Annotated in this window: 14 protein-coding genes; 4 read left to right on the top strand and 10 right to left on the bottom strand. The window is 41.3% G+C overall.

Annotated features, from left to right (window positions below):
- Positions 1-380: 380 nt before the first annotated feature.
- Complete coding sequence (locus NST40_RS03670; RefSeq protein ID WP_076276967.1) at positions 381-1322, top strand: AraC family transcriptional regulator; 942 nt, start codon at positions 381-383, stop codon at positions 1320-1322.
- A 22-nt stretch (positions 1323-1344) separates the two neighbouring features.
- On the opposite strand, the gene NST40_RS03665 is transcribed toward NST40_RS03670, so the two are convergent.
- The 4 genes from NST40_RS03665 to NST40_RS03650 form a co-directional block, all read right to left on the bottom strand.
- A complete protein-coding gene (locus NST40_RS03665) occupies positions 1345-2103 on the bottom strand; it encodes a hypothetical protein (RefSeq protein ID WP_076276966.1) in 759 nt (252 codons plus the stop codon).
- A gap of 253 nt (positions 2104-2356) precedes the next feature.
- Entirely contained in the window at positions 2357-3079 is a 723-nt protein-coding gene (locus tag NST40_RS03660; protein WP_076276965.1) for an MBL fold metallo-hydrolase, read from the bottom strand.
- A gap of 113 nt (positions 3080-3192) precedes the next feature.
- Entirely contained in the window at positions 3193-3762 is a 570-nt protein-coding gene (locus NST40_RS03655; RefSeq protein WP_076276964.1) for a hypothetical protein, read from the bottom strand.
- A complete protein-coding gene (locus NST40_RS03650; protein WP_076128545.1) occupies positions 3744-4109 on the bottom strand; it encodes a helix-turn-helix domain-containing protein in 366 nt (121 codons plus the stop codon). Before NST40_RS03650 ends, NST40_RS03655 begins: the two co-directional genes overlap by 19 nt.
- Before the next feature lie 191 nt (positions 4110-4300).
- On the opposite strand from NST40_RS03650, the gene NST40_RS03645 reads away from it, so the two are divergent.
- On the top strand, positions 4301-4834 hold the full coding sequence (locus NST40_RS03645; RefSeq protein WP_076276963.1) for an NAD(P)H-dependent oxidoreductase: 534 nt from the start codon (positions 4301-4303) through the stop codon (positions 4832-4834).
- Positions 4835-4907: 73 nt separating this feature from the next.
- Here the strand turns inward: NST40_RS03645 and NST40_RS03640 are convergent, their stop codons facing one another.
- Together NST40_RS03640 and NST40_RS03635 are read right to left on the bottom strand one after the other, a co-directional pair.
- Positions 4908-6074: a DUF4317 domain-containing protein gene (locus tag NST40_RS03640; RefSeq protein WP_076185135.1), complete on the bottom strand. Its 1167-nt coding sequence runs from the start codon at positions 6072-6074 to the stop codon at positions 4908-4910.
- Positions 6075-6290: 216 nt separating this feature from the next.
- Positions 6291-7421, bottom strand: coding sequence for an FAD-dependent oxidoreductase (locus tag NST40_RS03635; RefSeq protein ID WP_076276962.1), 1131 nt, complete (start codon positions 7419-7421; stop codon positions 6291-6293).
- A gap of 169 nt (positions 7422-7590) precedes the next feature.
- Here NST40_RS03635 and NST40_RS03630 point away from each other — a divergent pair, with 169 nt between their 5' ends.
- Together NST40_RS03630 and NST40_RS03625 are read left to right on the top strand one after the other, a co-directional pair.
- On the top strand, positions 7591-8778 hold the full coding sequence (locus NST40_RS03630; protein ID WP_076276961.1) for an ABC transporter permease: 1188 nt from the start codon (positions 7591-7593) through the stop codon (positions 8776-8778).
- 46 nt (positions 8779-8824) lie between these two features.
- Positions 8825-9364 (top strand): helix-turn-helix transcriptional regulator, encoded by a 540-nt coding sequence (locus NST40_RS03625; protein WP_076128531.1) that lies wholly within the window; start codon positions 8825-8827, stop codon positions 9362-9364.
- 80 nt (positions 9365-9444) lie between these two features.
- Here NST40_RS03625 and NST40_RS03620 read toward each other — a convergent pair whose 3' ends face one another.
- The 4 genes from NST40_RS03620 to NST40_RS03605 all read right to left on the bottom strand — a co-directional run bounded on the left by NST40_RS03620 (position 9445) and on the right by NST40_RS03605 (position 13376).
- Positions 9445-10431, bottom strand: a complete 987-nt coding sequence (locus tag NST40_RS03620; RefSeq protein WP_162164281.1) for an iron ABC transporter permease — start codon at positions 10429-10431, stop codon at positions 9445-9447.
- Positions 10431-11471: an iron ABC transporter permease gene (locus NST40_RS03615; RefSeq protein WP_076276960.1), complete on the bottom strand. Its 1041-nt coding sequence runs from the start codon at positions 11469-11471 to the stop codon at positions 10431-10433. The genes NST40_RS03620 and NST40_RS03615 overlap by 1 nt, the downstream gene beginning before the upstream one ends.
- A gap of 70 nt (positions 11472-11541) precedes the next feature.
- Complete coding sequence (locus NST40_RS03610) at positions 11542-12363, bottom strand: alpha/beta hydrolase-fold protein (protein WP_076219491.1); 822 nt, start codon at positions 12361-12363, stop codon at positions 11542-11544.
- Positions 12360-13376 (bottom strand): ABC transporter substrate-binding protein, encoded by a 1017-nt coding sequence (locus tag NST40_RS03605; protein WP_076219492.1) that lies wholly within the window; start codon positions 13374-13376, stop codon positions 12360-12362. Before NST40_RS03605 ends, NST40_RS03610 begins: the two co-directional genes overlap by 4 nt.
- Positions 13377-13397 lie beyond the last annotated feature (21 nt).

Raw genomic sequence — 13397 nt, 5'->3', positions numbered from 1 at the left:
GCTGTCCGTCCATATTGTAAACGCTTTACTAACTCTATTGTAAGTAGTAAAATGGTCTGATTCTAAGCATATTCATAACTAAACTGTGCAATTTCAACCATTAACTAGTAGTTCTTATATTTCGGGATTGGCCGTGACTACAGAGAATGTTTGGACTTCCGGCCGCTGTTGTCGTAAGAATTTCTTGATTTTATACCGCTCTTCGCGGTGGAAATCTGCTGACAAAGGCGGACGCTAACGCTCCTACAGTTCCAAACTTCACCTCCGCCACTTTTTTCCCAAATTGTATAATATCAAGTTCTCTTTATATAGTTGAATTTGATATAACGTTAACCTATAATCTACTCAACCTACGTAATAAGAATGGGAGTATTGAGAATATGCCCAGAAAAAAGAAGCCCGTCATTGAATACCGCCACTACAGCTTACCGATAAACTTTCCTATCTTGCTGTTAAGCGGTGAACGTTGGAAGATTTCTGATATTAAAAGTGAACATCTGCATTTCCATAATCATTTGGAGATTGGCATTTGCCATTCGGATAGCGGCATCATGGAGATCAAAGGAGAATCTGTGCCTTTTAAAGCCGGAGATGTGACCTTCATCCCTAGGTATCTCCCTCATACAACTTATAGTTCGCCGAATGAAGCCAGTCTGTGGTCTTATATCTTTTTTTCGCCTGAGGATCTTTTTCAGCAATCCTTCAAGAGCGCTTACAGCAACTTTGAGCCGAATCTGTGGGCAATAAAGGGAATAAACTGTATTTTGAACAAAGAGGAACATCCCAAGGTTTATACCCTTGCGACATCGGTCGTGGAGGAATTGAAACAAAAAAATCCTTACTATCAAGAAAGTGCCTACGGCTTATTGTTATCGCTTTATATAGAGCTCCTTAGAATTCATTCCCGGAATGAACCCTTGGTTGATCAAGACACAGAGCATAGCCTGAAGGGCGATTTTGTCATTTCACCTGTTCTGGAATACATCACTAAAAACTACATGATGCCAGTTACCATCGATTTTTTAGCTGATCTGTGCCACCTAAGTACCACTCATTTCCGCAGGAAATTCCATGAGATTATGGGGTCCGCACCTCTCGACTTCCTAAACAGTACCCGTATTGAAGAGGCCTGTAAGCAGTTAAAAAGTACGGATGATTCCATTCTCTCCATCTCTGAGCAAGTCGGTTTTCAGTCCATATCCAGCTTCAACCGATGTTTCTCCAAGCTTATGGGTGAGTCACCTAAACAATGGCGTAAAGGCGCACAATCCGAAGCACAATCCGCTAAAGCGTCTATATTGGAGTTTACGGGGTGGGTATGATCCATTGATCCATTGATCTATTCTAGATCATCTTTCTCCCGATTGTTTTATATAACATGGTTCTTATCTTCTTTAACTGCGCAAAGTTTTCTTCAAATGAAATGCTGTGGGTCAGTGCCAGCCCTTTTGAGAAATCTTTTTTATATAGAAAAATTGATTCCAAATACAAACCTATGACATGAATCTGGTTCCAAGTAGGATAACTTGAATGATGATAGAAGACAGTCAGCGTTTCTAATGCATAAAAATTATGACACCATCTCGCTTCCTCCATTACGTACTTCATTGCCGGTCCATTATTGTTAATCATTATGTCTCGGAATTCATCTAAATGATTAGGCTGAACATCGACATATTCAATTGCATAAAAGGGCTTTACATGCCGTTTTCGCGCGCCTTCCCCTGGTGTAGGGTACGTGCTGTTTGGTGTGGTTACAAGTAACTCCATACGGATTGTTTCGAGCACGAAAGGTATATTCACATTTTTTAAGTTAGGTAAAATGAATTCGGCATCTTCTTTTTCCTTGATCTGCATTAGGATAAGATAATCCCATATAATGAATTCTCCATGTTTTTCGGCTGTTTTGTTATGACTGTAAACTGAAATATCCTCCACAGCATTATTTTGAGTCATGGATCCTAGAACGTCTGTGAGTTGGCTCTTTATTTCTTTTTTCATATGCTTTTTATACTTCTTATCGACTCCGATACTCCAAGCAATATAATAAGTATCATTTTGTGGTGTCAGTTTTAGATTCTCTACGCTTATTTTCTTATCCATTTCTGTTTCCCTTTCTGTACAAGTCCCCAGCCATCGATGTATAATTCGTCTAAGATTTCTAATAGCTCGGAAGGGGTCTGAAGCAAGGCTGCTTATGGTTAATCGTAACGCTGCTTCCCAATAAACGCAAATAAGCCCCCCCCTCTGAACTGCCCCATCAAGCACAACAAAAAGGCATGCGTCCGGTACACTACCGAATTCATACCTAACAAGTCGCCTAATAAAATAAGCTGTTATGTGGTAAGGCTAGCCTTTACTTTACCTCACAAAATCTATTTAACAAGGGAATGATTTGTTCCTTGCTCATAGGGGCGTCGTGCCCCGGGATATACGTAGTAAATGAAAGAGTCGATAAAAGCTCAATATATTCTTTCATTTTTATCGGATCAATTTTACCTTCTCCATGATAATAATCCCCGCTATGTGCATCGCCTGCGAATAATACTCCCGCTTCTTTTATATATACAACACAAGAATCGTCTTCATGTGGCCCTCCTACCTTTATAATCTGGCAAGTGGTGCCCCCTAAATCCAGCGTTAAAGCATTCTCGAACATAATATTTCCTGTGCTAACCTTAATCTTATCAAACGTATCATATTCTTTTTTCATACAGTTATAGGCGAATTCTATTTCTTCTTTGGTCTCTAAGCGTTTTACAACAGCTTCTTCATCCCATTCCCATTCTTTCAGGCGCTTTAGTGCCTCATTCGTTGCTGAAGAGACTATAGTTTCCCCGTCAAAAGCATGCATACCAAAGGTATGATCCCAATGCCAGTGCGTGATCAAAGCATATTTGGGACGTGGCAGATTGTTATCATCTAAACACTTTATAAAGGTATCTAAATGCGATTTTGAATTACCACAATCAATCATAATTGAAAAGCTGTCACCTACAACATATCCCAAAACAGGTCTGTCTGTTTCTCTGACACTTTCCAAATAATAAATAGAGTCATTTATTTTTTTGAGTTCCATCCTATTTTCTCTCCTTTATGGATACAGGTAAAGATACGCTCTATGGGGGAGATGATTACCTATTTATAATGGATGAAGCAGGTGCCATTGAGCAAGGGAGAGTTTAGTTATATTCACAATGTACTACGACGTAGTTCATAAAAATATTGCACAATCGGATGCTTTAACTGCATCTTCTCGCTCATGTTTAAAATCCGCTTTTTCCCAACCCGTCTATCCACTAAAGCCAGAATATTCAATAAGATATCATCGCTCTCTATGCATTCCTCTATAGAAGTAGATAGAAACTTATTAGCTATAACGATAAAATTCGATTTACTTAATGAGGTCTGTGCTGACAAAAGCTCCTTTGCAACTTCTGATATCTTTCTGCTTCTTGCAATGACTATTAGACGATCCTCCGGGATGATCCCTTTACTATCTTTTCTAACCGCTTCAATGTCTTCAGGGTGGATTGGAATTTGGAGTTCTGAATCATTCTTAATCTCCTGCTCCGTCTGATACCATCTGATTGAGTTAGTTCTATCATTCATATTGAGTACGTTCTTTTTATCTACCGAAATATAACAGCTCCCTGATTTATCAGGTAAATAACGGTAGCTGCTTGCGCGATATTCAACCTTGCCGGATAACGCGGGACATAGAAAACTCTCCAGTTGTTGCTTTAATTTGCTCCAGGACATGTATCCTCCAACAAGACGATCTCTTCTCCTCGTCTTTGTCTTATTTTTATATTTTCTTTTCCCCAAGAACACATAACATCCACGATCTTATTGGCTGTAACGCCATATTCCGTGAGGCTGTATTCAACTTTTGGCGGCATCTGCTGGTACACGAATCTTTTGACAAGCCCATCCCTCTCAAGTTCACGAAGCTGCTGGATCAGAACCTTTTGTGAGATGCCTTGAATATTACGCTGTAATTCACTTGTTCTTTTGGCACCGGACATCAAAAAGCAAATGATCAAAGCTTTCCACTTTCCGCCGATGATTTCTAGTGTTGCCTCTATCCCTAAATGATATTGTTTCATAGAATAACACCTCGTTCATGCTGATCAAATTAAGCTTACTCAAAACTTCATTGTTGCATATATTTTTTTCGGAGTCCAGTACACACCTCGAAGTAACCATCTTACTTTATTGTGTGTATTTTCTTTTTTTACAACCTGCAAGATAATAATAATATTCATAAATAATATAGGCCTGAGAATGGAGATTCATCATGAAAACACTAGTGATTTTGGCGCATCCAAACCTTGAGAATTCGAGGGTCAACCAGCGCTGGAAAGAAGAACTGCTGTTATATCCCAACGATATTACCCTTCATGAGATTTATAAGGAGTACCCTGACTGGAATATTAATGTTCCTAGAGAGCAGAATCTAATGGAAACATATGACCATGTGATCTTTCAATTCCCGTTGTATTGGTACAGTTATCCGCCGCTATTAAAAAAATGGTTTGACGATGTGTTGGCTTACGGATGGGCTTATGGATCAAACGGGAACAAGCTTAACGGGAAAAAGTTAGGGCTGGCCCTGTCCATCGGTGATAAAAAAGAAAATTATCAGCCAGCGGGCTCTGTTTCTTTTACCGTAGACGAAGTGATCGCACCCTTTAAAGCCAGTGCCAAACATGTAGGCGCAGAAGCCCTACCGTACTTTGCTGTTTTTGGAGCTTCATTTCAAGCCAGCGATGAAGAAATTAATACTAGCGCAAAAGAATATATCGAATATATCTTTAATCACCGTATTTGATACAAAACAAATTGGGCTATCCTTAGTCTTGTTCAAAGACTTTAAGGATAGCCCATAGCATTGTTGAAGCAGTCTAAAGATTCTCTGTAGTAAGGGTGAAGCCTTCGATCACGGCATCTTCGTCAACCTCAATCAAAATGCAGCGTCTCCCATGATAATTCACTTGCTTCACATATTTTAAATCCTGCGGGCTGACCGAAATCGTAGCTACCTTTGTATCGATCTTAATCGATTTGGTAGTGAATTTCGGCATCACGCTGCTCGCCTTCATCTCATAATGCTTATCGTCAACGATCGTTTCAAACGCCCGTTCCACTTTTTCCATTGTCACGTTCTCTACGCCACTTACCGTCAGTACACGTTCCAGGTCTCTATAATCGAGCTTTGGAGGTTCTTCCTTATCGTCGTTGGTTTCGATGACCTGATGGATCTCCTCGTACACCTGTGCGAGAGTGGTTGCATCAAGCTGTTCGCCCGCCACTTCCTTCACGATGTCTTCGAATATAGCTCTCTCTTCCAGTGCTGTCATGGATCTTTCGGCATTCAAGACCTCTCCGACAAAATGCGGATCTGGAAAGTTCGATTTCCCCGTACAATACAGAATGCGGTTCACATCGGAATAATTGTCCGTCACGCTTGGGTAAAAGAAACCTTGCTCCGGCGTACTTAATTTGACTATCGGATCTACAATGACATTGTACTTGAACTCCCGCTCCACGTAATCAAACAAGAGAGCTTTCCGTTGTTTCTCCGTGGAATTCACGCTGCATAGGATAAAAGGATGCGCGAATAGTTCGTTTTTCTCACTTTCCTCGGCTTCATCGTTTCTATCTTTAGTCGGGCGGAAATACTGTCCGCGAACGAAAGTGATCACCGTATCCCGTTCATAATGAGTATCCGCCATCATTCTGTCCACCAACAGTAGCATCAGGTCCTGCCATTCATCCGGATCCCCTGTCACCAAAGCTTGATGAAGCATCACCTGCGCTGGCTCCTCCGCTTCCGCTTGAAACTTCAACTCGAACAATTTCTGATCTAGTTCACCGGTCAGGAGTTTTTTGAAATTGCCCATATACAGCTCCTGCTTCTCTCTGTCCACCATTCCAAATGGCTGGCGCTCCCAATGATAGATTTCGTTGCTTTCCTTCATAATATACACGTTGAGAATATCGTAAATACTCATTAAATCGTGATCCAGCTTAAATTGCTTGCGTATATGCGCGACTTCTTTCTTTATCATGATTCGTTAGACAACTCCTAGGAAGATTAATTGGTCTTTTCAGTATAAAGGATAAAAAAAAGCTTCGCTATACTAGTTGAACTTAAGATTTTTCTATTAAGGTAAGTTCGTGACTCCCGTGAATGTTTGGACTTCCGGCCGCTGTTGTCACCAGATTTCTCGAATATTACCATGTTTCATGGTTGAAATCCGGTGACAAAGGCGGACACTACGTTCCTACAGTTCCAAACTTATCGCATGCTCTAATGCATAGTCTTCAAGCTGAATATCTACCTGTTGATTCATGGCCAGCTTGGCTAGCTGTTCACCAAGAAAGGGCCCCATCGTTAATCCGGATGATCCTAGTCCATTAGCAACAATTAGTTTATTCCATCCTTGAACCCTGCCCAACACGGGAAGAAAATCTGCTGTAAATGGACGGAACCCTACTCTTATCTCATTTAGGCTACAATCCGCAAGACCGGAAGCCGTTTGCAGACCTTTATTTAGAATTTCTTGCATTCCTCCTGCGGTTACAGCAGTATCATAACCTACGACATCATTTTCGTGAGTAGCACCTACCACGATATTTTGATCCGCAAATGCGAGTATATATTGATCTGTAGGCGGCATTACCACCGGCCATTGCTCTGTACTCGCTTGTTGAGCAAGCTTCAAATGCATAATTTGAGCTTTTTGATAACGCACCTGAAGCATGATCCCAAGCGGATGAAGCAAAGCGTTAGACCAAGCCCCTGCGCACACAATCACTTCATCCGCTGTGAATGTCTGTTCTCCTACGCTAACCCCTTTAATTTCATGATCAGCATGCTCTAAAATAGCATCGCCCTCAATCATTTGCGCACCATTACGCTGAGCAGCCCTTAGCAAAGCATCACGTAATTCACGTCCGTTCACTCTTGCTGCACCGGATACATGCAGCGCATGGTAACCTTCCGACAATAATGGAAACTTCTCTTGCGCTTCAAGATCCGTCAGCATCGTAAGTTCCCCTATTTCAGGGGCGTCCTCTCTGCGCAGCTCCGCTCTTTCTTTCATCGCGAGTAACTTTTTCAAATCCTCATGGATACGTATCGCTCCAACTTTTGCGTATCCAGTCTCGGTTTGTCCAGCCTCTTCCAACTCTTGAATAAGTGCCGGATAAAAGCTTGCTCCCGCTTTAGCAAGACGATACCATGCTTTGTTTCTGCGTTGAGACAACCATGGACAAATAATCCCTGCTGCTGCATCCGTTGCTTGTCCAACATCCTTACGATCTATAATGATGACCTCAGCACCTAACTTACTTAGCTGATAAGCTGCTGAAGCCCCTAATATGCCTGCACCAATTACAATAACCTTGTTCATATTCGAAGTCCCTTCAGTTATTCATTTTTTTAATCATTCACTACTTACCCATTGTATCTTAAATTTGACATTTCTAATGAATTATCGTACTATAAATTTCACTCAGTTAAAAGTACTTTAATTGAAGTACTAAAATAAAAGTGTTATTCAGAAGAAAGAAGGAATACAGTTGAAGTTTTCACAGTTTTTGAAGTCCAAAGGGGCCATCGGTTCTATCTTTATGGGTGTGTTCTATGCCATTGCGATGCTTGGTATTTTCTTACCAGGGTATACAGCACTTCCAGGGAACATGGATGATTTAAAAATTGCTATTGTCAATGATGATGCAGGTCAATATGGGGCTCAGATTTCGAGTCAGTTCTCGGAGAGTTTACCATTCAAAACGATAAAAACCGATGTATCGAATAAAAAAGCGATGGATGAATTAGAACATAATAAGTTAGCTCTAGTTGTCCATATTCCAGAAGAATTTTCAGCCAACGTTCAAAGCGGTAAGGTATCCGCAAGTATTGATTTCACAGTCAACGAAGCTTCTGCCACCATGGTATCTTCAGCCATGTCTTCCGTTGTAGGAGAAATTAACAAACAATTAAGCGCGAACTTCTCAGAGCAAACCGCAAAAGGTGTGTTAATGAACTTTAACGTACCAGAAGAACAAGCCACCGCAATGGCTACACAAATTGAAAATAGTTATGTCGGGAATTATGTTGTCATCAATGATGTTCCGGACGGCATGCACAACAACATGTTACCTATGTTCTTAACTATGGCTGGTTATGTCGGGGCAATGATTGCCTCCATGCAATTAGTTGCTTCTTTTAAAGCGAACCGCGGGAAAGCAAGCAAGACAAAACTGTTTATGTTCGTTCAATTGACAGCTTTATTAATCGCTGTATTATCAACAGTCGTTGCTTTAACCATTGCCTTCTCTGTTGCAGATGTAGACCTATCTTTACTGTTACCAGTTGCTGCTCAGCAAATTCTAATGTATATGGCTGCATTTAACGTGTGTGCGATTATGGTCTTCCTAGTTGGCGAAGGCGGTATGGTCTTAAATATTCCAATCCTGCTCATGCAAACCATCGCCAATGGTGCTACCATGCCTCGTGATATGATGTATACACCATACGATTGGTTCGGCCGCATCACCCCGATGTATTATTCTGTGCAAGCTTATTTGGCACAAATGTTTGGTTCTATTAGTCCAGCACCCTTCTTATGGGGATTAGCAGGCGTATTTGCCGGGGCTATGATGATTAACATTGTAATCGTCCGGTTTGTTCATAAACCTGTACCTGTGACTAAAGAAACTATACTGCCCGTTGAAGTTAAAAATACAGCTGAAATAACCGCCTAGGTTTGGTAAGATAGAGTTTAGCCAACAATTAGGAGTGGGTTCTGTGATGTCAATTCAAATTTATATCTTAAGTAAGTTAATGGATGAAAATAATTATCCTTATAAATTAAAAAAAGAACTATCCACCCCTATTCCTTTTGATAAATTGCTCAATCTATCTGAAAGCAAACTATATTATCACTTTGAATCTCTTACGAAACAGGGCTTAGTTGAACAGGTAGAGATTATCAAAGAAGAACATCGTCCAGACAAACAGGTGTTTTCCATTACCGATAAAGGGCGCAAGCAGCTCCCGCTCAAAATTTATAAGGTAATAGAAGATGCAGAATCTATTTCAGATATGATTGTCGCTCTTGTGAATCTTCGTTTTGTAGAGACTGATAAAGTGATCCCGATTATCGAGAAGAAAATTGAACAGTCACTTATAAAAAAAGATCAATTAAATCAAATCTACCAGCAAATAGATGTAGATAGCTCCACTCGTGAAAGTGTAGATTTCATGGAAAGCTACTACGCTTCTCAACTTGAGCAATCTATACACTGGTGGAAAGTTCTTTTAGAAAAGCTGAAAACGAAAACGATATAAAAAAGAATGCCTTGGATTATTGCATAATCAAGGCATTCTTTTTTTATTTCCAGCATCAATCACACAATAGCTTTTTTCAGTTATTCACTTTTAATTAATAAATATAAAAAGTATGGAGCACCGATTAAAGCTACGATTACTCCTGCTGGTATTTCAGTATTGGCTACTACCATTTTACCAAGCGCATCTGCAATAACAACTAATCCGCCACCGATTAATAAACATGCGGGAATCATTATTTTATGGCCACGAAAGAGTCGTCTAACTAAATGTGGAACTACTAAACCTACGAATCCAATACTTCCACTAACGGCAACCGCTGGTGCCGCCAATAAGACACTACACACTAAAAACCAAACACGATACTTATTTAGAGATACCCCTAAACTAATGACTACAGGATCGTTAAGCCTTAGTACATCCAATATAAGATGATTCCGAATTAATAAAGGCACAATAAGAAGTAACCAAGGCAGCATAGCATACACGTGGCTCCAATTACTATTCCCTATGTTCCCTGCCAGCCACACCTTAATCATCTGATATTGCGAAGGATCTAGTACGAAGGTTAACACAATCATAAATGCACTAATCGCAGCCGCAACAGCAATACCAGTATAAATTAATCGAATGGGAATAATGCCTTGATTGCGATCATAGGAAAGCATAAATAATAGAGCGACAACGATAAATCCGCCCAATAAAGCATACAGTGGCTGAACATAAGTATGTAAGCCGGTTGAGCTATTTTGTAAGAGTAAAAATAACATCATGGATAATCCAGCACCAGCATTTATCCCCAGTATGCCCGGGTCGGCCAAAGCATTTCGGCTTATGGCTTGCAGCAGCATTCCTGCTATTGCCAACGCGCCACCTACTAGAAAACCCAAGATCATACGTGGAATACGGAACTGAAAAAGTACAAGCTCCTGCCTCGGTGTTCCATTTCCCAATACGGTTTGCCATAACTCTTGTAAGCTTAAGCTGCTTTGACCAGTAGATACACTATATATAAAGCCTAGCAGTAAAATGATTGCTATAATTATAAATTTCCATCTTAGCTTCACTATAGTTCCCGCCTTTCTTTACGTGCCAAATATAGAAAGAACGGAACACCAATAACCGCAATTACAGCACCTACAGGTATTTCATAAGGGGCATTTACGATACGTGCCACTAAATCAGCAAGCACAACAAGGATGGCTCCCAGAATTGCGGATAATGGAATAATATAACGATAATCCACACCCACTATGTAACGTACCAAATGAGGAGCAATTAAGCCCACAAAGCTTACAGATCCGGCTAAAGCACATGAGATCCCGGCTAACATAAATGCGGCTAAAAGCGAAAGATTTTTGATAAGTTTTATATTAACGCCTAACCCTTCCGCTGTCTCATCCCCTACAGAAAGTATAGTAATCGACTTTGAAATTACGATGGCAAGTAATAGCGCAAGAAGCATCCACGGCAACATTTGCTGTAGATGGGCCATGCTAATGCCACTTAAACCTCCTCCATACCAAAAAGCCACCTGCTGAGCCACTGAAAAAAAGATACTTATTCCTTCACTTAGGGCAGTTAGCATAGCAGAGATGGCAGCACCCGCCAATACAAGCCGAATAGGCGTCATGCCTCGTTTACTTAATAAACCAACACTAAAGACTAAACCCGCTCCCAATCCCGCACCTAGAATACAGAGCCAAAGTGTACCTGTGAATGAAATCGTCGGCAGGAAAACCATAGCAATAACTAGCGTGACACCCGCCCCAGCATTTAATCCAAGAATCCCCGAATCCGCTAAAGGATTGCGACTAATCCCTTGAATAATCGCTCCACTTACTGCAAATCCAGCGCCTGTTGCCATAGCGGCAAGTACCCGGGGTAAACGAATCGACTGGATCACCTGATGAGTAGACGCCTTATCATCAAAAGCGATGATCGACATGAATACATCTGCGAAGGGTATTTTTTTCGCGCCAAGGGCCATAGCAAGCACTAATACGCCTATTAATAGGAGGAGCATGAGGATTAGCAATAATAAAAAGGAGAACTTTTTTTCTCCTGCTAGTGATGATTTCTGAACATTTGCGGCCAATGTTTCCAACCCTTTCCCTTCACTTTACAAAAAGAGCCAGCCAAGGGCCAGCTCAGATGCAAACGAATATGATTTCTATCTAACTTAAGTCAGAGGATGTGGTAAGCAAAAATTTGACGGCCCGACTAATCGCACCCGAGATTACGCTCACATGCTCCTCTTGCTCAAGCAATGCCCAGCTTACTTCGAAGCTTGGAAGGTGTAAGGCCATCATGCTGTTACATAAATCCAAGCTATCCTTGACCATATAATCCAGCTCTTCTCCACCGGCAATCATAAGCGTTTTAGGTAACTGACTTAGCGTATTGCTGTGTAAATCAGCTTTAAAATTCTCATACTCCTTTAAAAGTGCGTAATCATTCCACCAGATGGAAGCACTACTCGCAATATAATGTGAGAACAACGTGGGTTGTGTAAACAAAGCATGCAGAACAAATAATCCGCCAAAGGAATGACCAAACAATGCTTGCTTCTGCTTATTGATAACGAACCGCTGGGCAATGGCTGGCATTAACTCTTTTTCAAAAAAAGCTAGCAGCTCATCTGCCCCGCCAAATTCAGGCCAAGGCTCCCCGTTGGGACGTTTCGGTAAATTCGCGAGCTCAGCTGGCATGGTTAAATCATAGGTTCGACGCACGGTATCAAACGCCTCACCTCCAGGATAACCAATGCCAACAACAATCGCGGGTGGATAGCCTTTAGGCTTACGCGTCAGCAATCGGGTGATTTCAGCAGCGGTTTCAAAAAGCCCATTGCCGTCAAGAACATAAATGGCGCCGTAGCCATCTTTTGCAGACTCATCCAACGGTTTTGCAATAAAGATTTCATAGTCCTTATGATTAGCTTTACTCGTGATCAGCATCGTTTCATAGTTTGGTTTTACGTACGGTTTGATAATCATGGCAGCAGGAACGCTACAATATCGTCCATCGTTTTTTGATAAGCAATTAATCCACTGGATCTCCAGTGATCGCCATCCACCTCGAACACTTTACCTGCTTGAACTGCAGGCAGCGCCTTCCATAAAGGACTAGCTTTAATGTCTGCCAGGAAAGCATCTCCCAGACCATCATTATCGTTAATAAAGATATAATCCGCGTCTAAATCAGACAACATTTCCAGCGAAATATCAGCGGACATTTCACCTTCTACAAGAGCACTTTGAGCAAAGCCTAGCTCACTCAGCACATAACCCCCGTAATGGAAGTTACCCACTAAAAAGATTGCACGGGCATTCGCATTAATATAAATTGCTTTTTTACCAGCAGAAACGCTGGCTAACTGTGCTTTAGTTGCTTCTAGCTTTGTATTGTAAGCAGCAATAGCTTCTGTTGCTTTATCCTCTAAACCTAGCAATTTCGCAATCGTTTCTGTGGCCTCCACTACATTGCCGAGTGCATTCTTAAACACGTAAGTTGGAGCAATTTGCGAGTAGTTTTCATAAACACCATTTTGTGCATAAAAAGCAGTGGGGAATATAATTAATTCCGGCTCCAAATCTACTACAGATTCTGGAGAGGGAACACCATTAGCGAAGCTGATTTCTTTTACACCACTTAACGTATCTTGTAGATACTGCTGCGGTCTTTCACCCGTGGACCATTGGGCTACTGGGGTTACACCAAGGGTAACTAAGTAATCCTCCAGACCAGGGGCATACACCTTTTGTACAGTCCCCGGAATGTTTACTGTATTGCCTACTTGGTCAGTTACTACAAACGCTTCTCTAGCCGCTACTTCCGGTTCTTGTACAGCGGGTTCCTCCGTTGCAGTTGCACTCGCTTCACTGGTTGTTACTGGAGTATCTGTTGCTTGCTGATCAGCTGTATTATTGCCGCCGCAAGCTGTCAGTAGAATGGATAATAAACCAACCATTACAACATAACTTATTGTTTTTGTATTAAACCCCTTCATGATAGACCTTCCCTCTTTCCT

Origin of the sequence: Paenibacillus sp. FSL R10-2778 (genome assembly GCF_038593035.1) — a bacterium.
In the GTDB taxonomy this organism is placed as follows: domain Bacteria; phylum Bacillota; class Bacilli; order Paenibacillales; family Paenibacillaceae; genus Paenibacillus_AQ; species Paenibacillus_AQ odorifer.
This window is presented reverse-complemented; position numbering and strand designations above follow the sequence as displayed.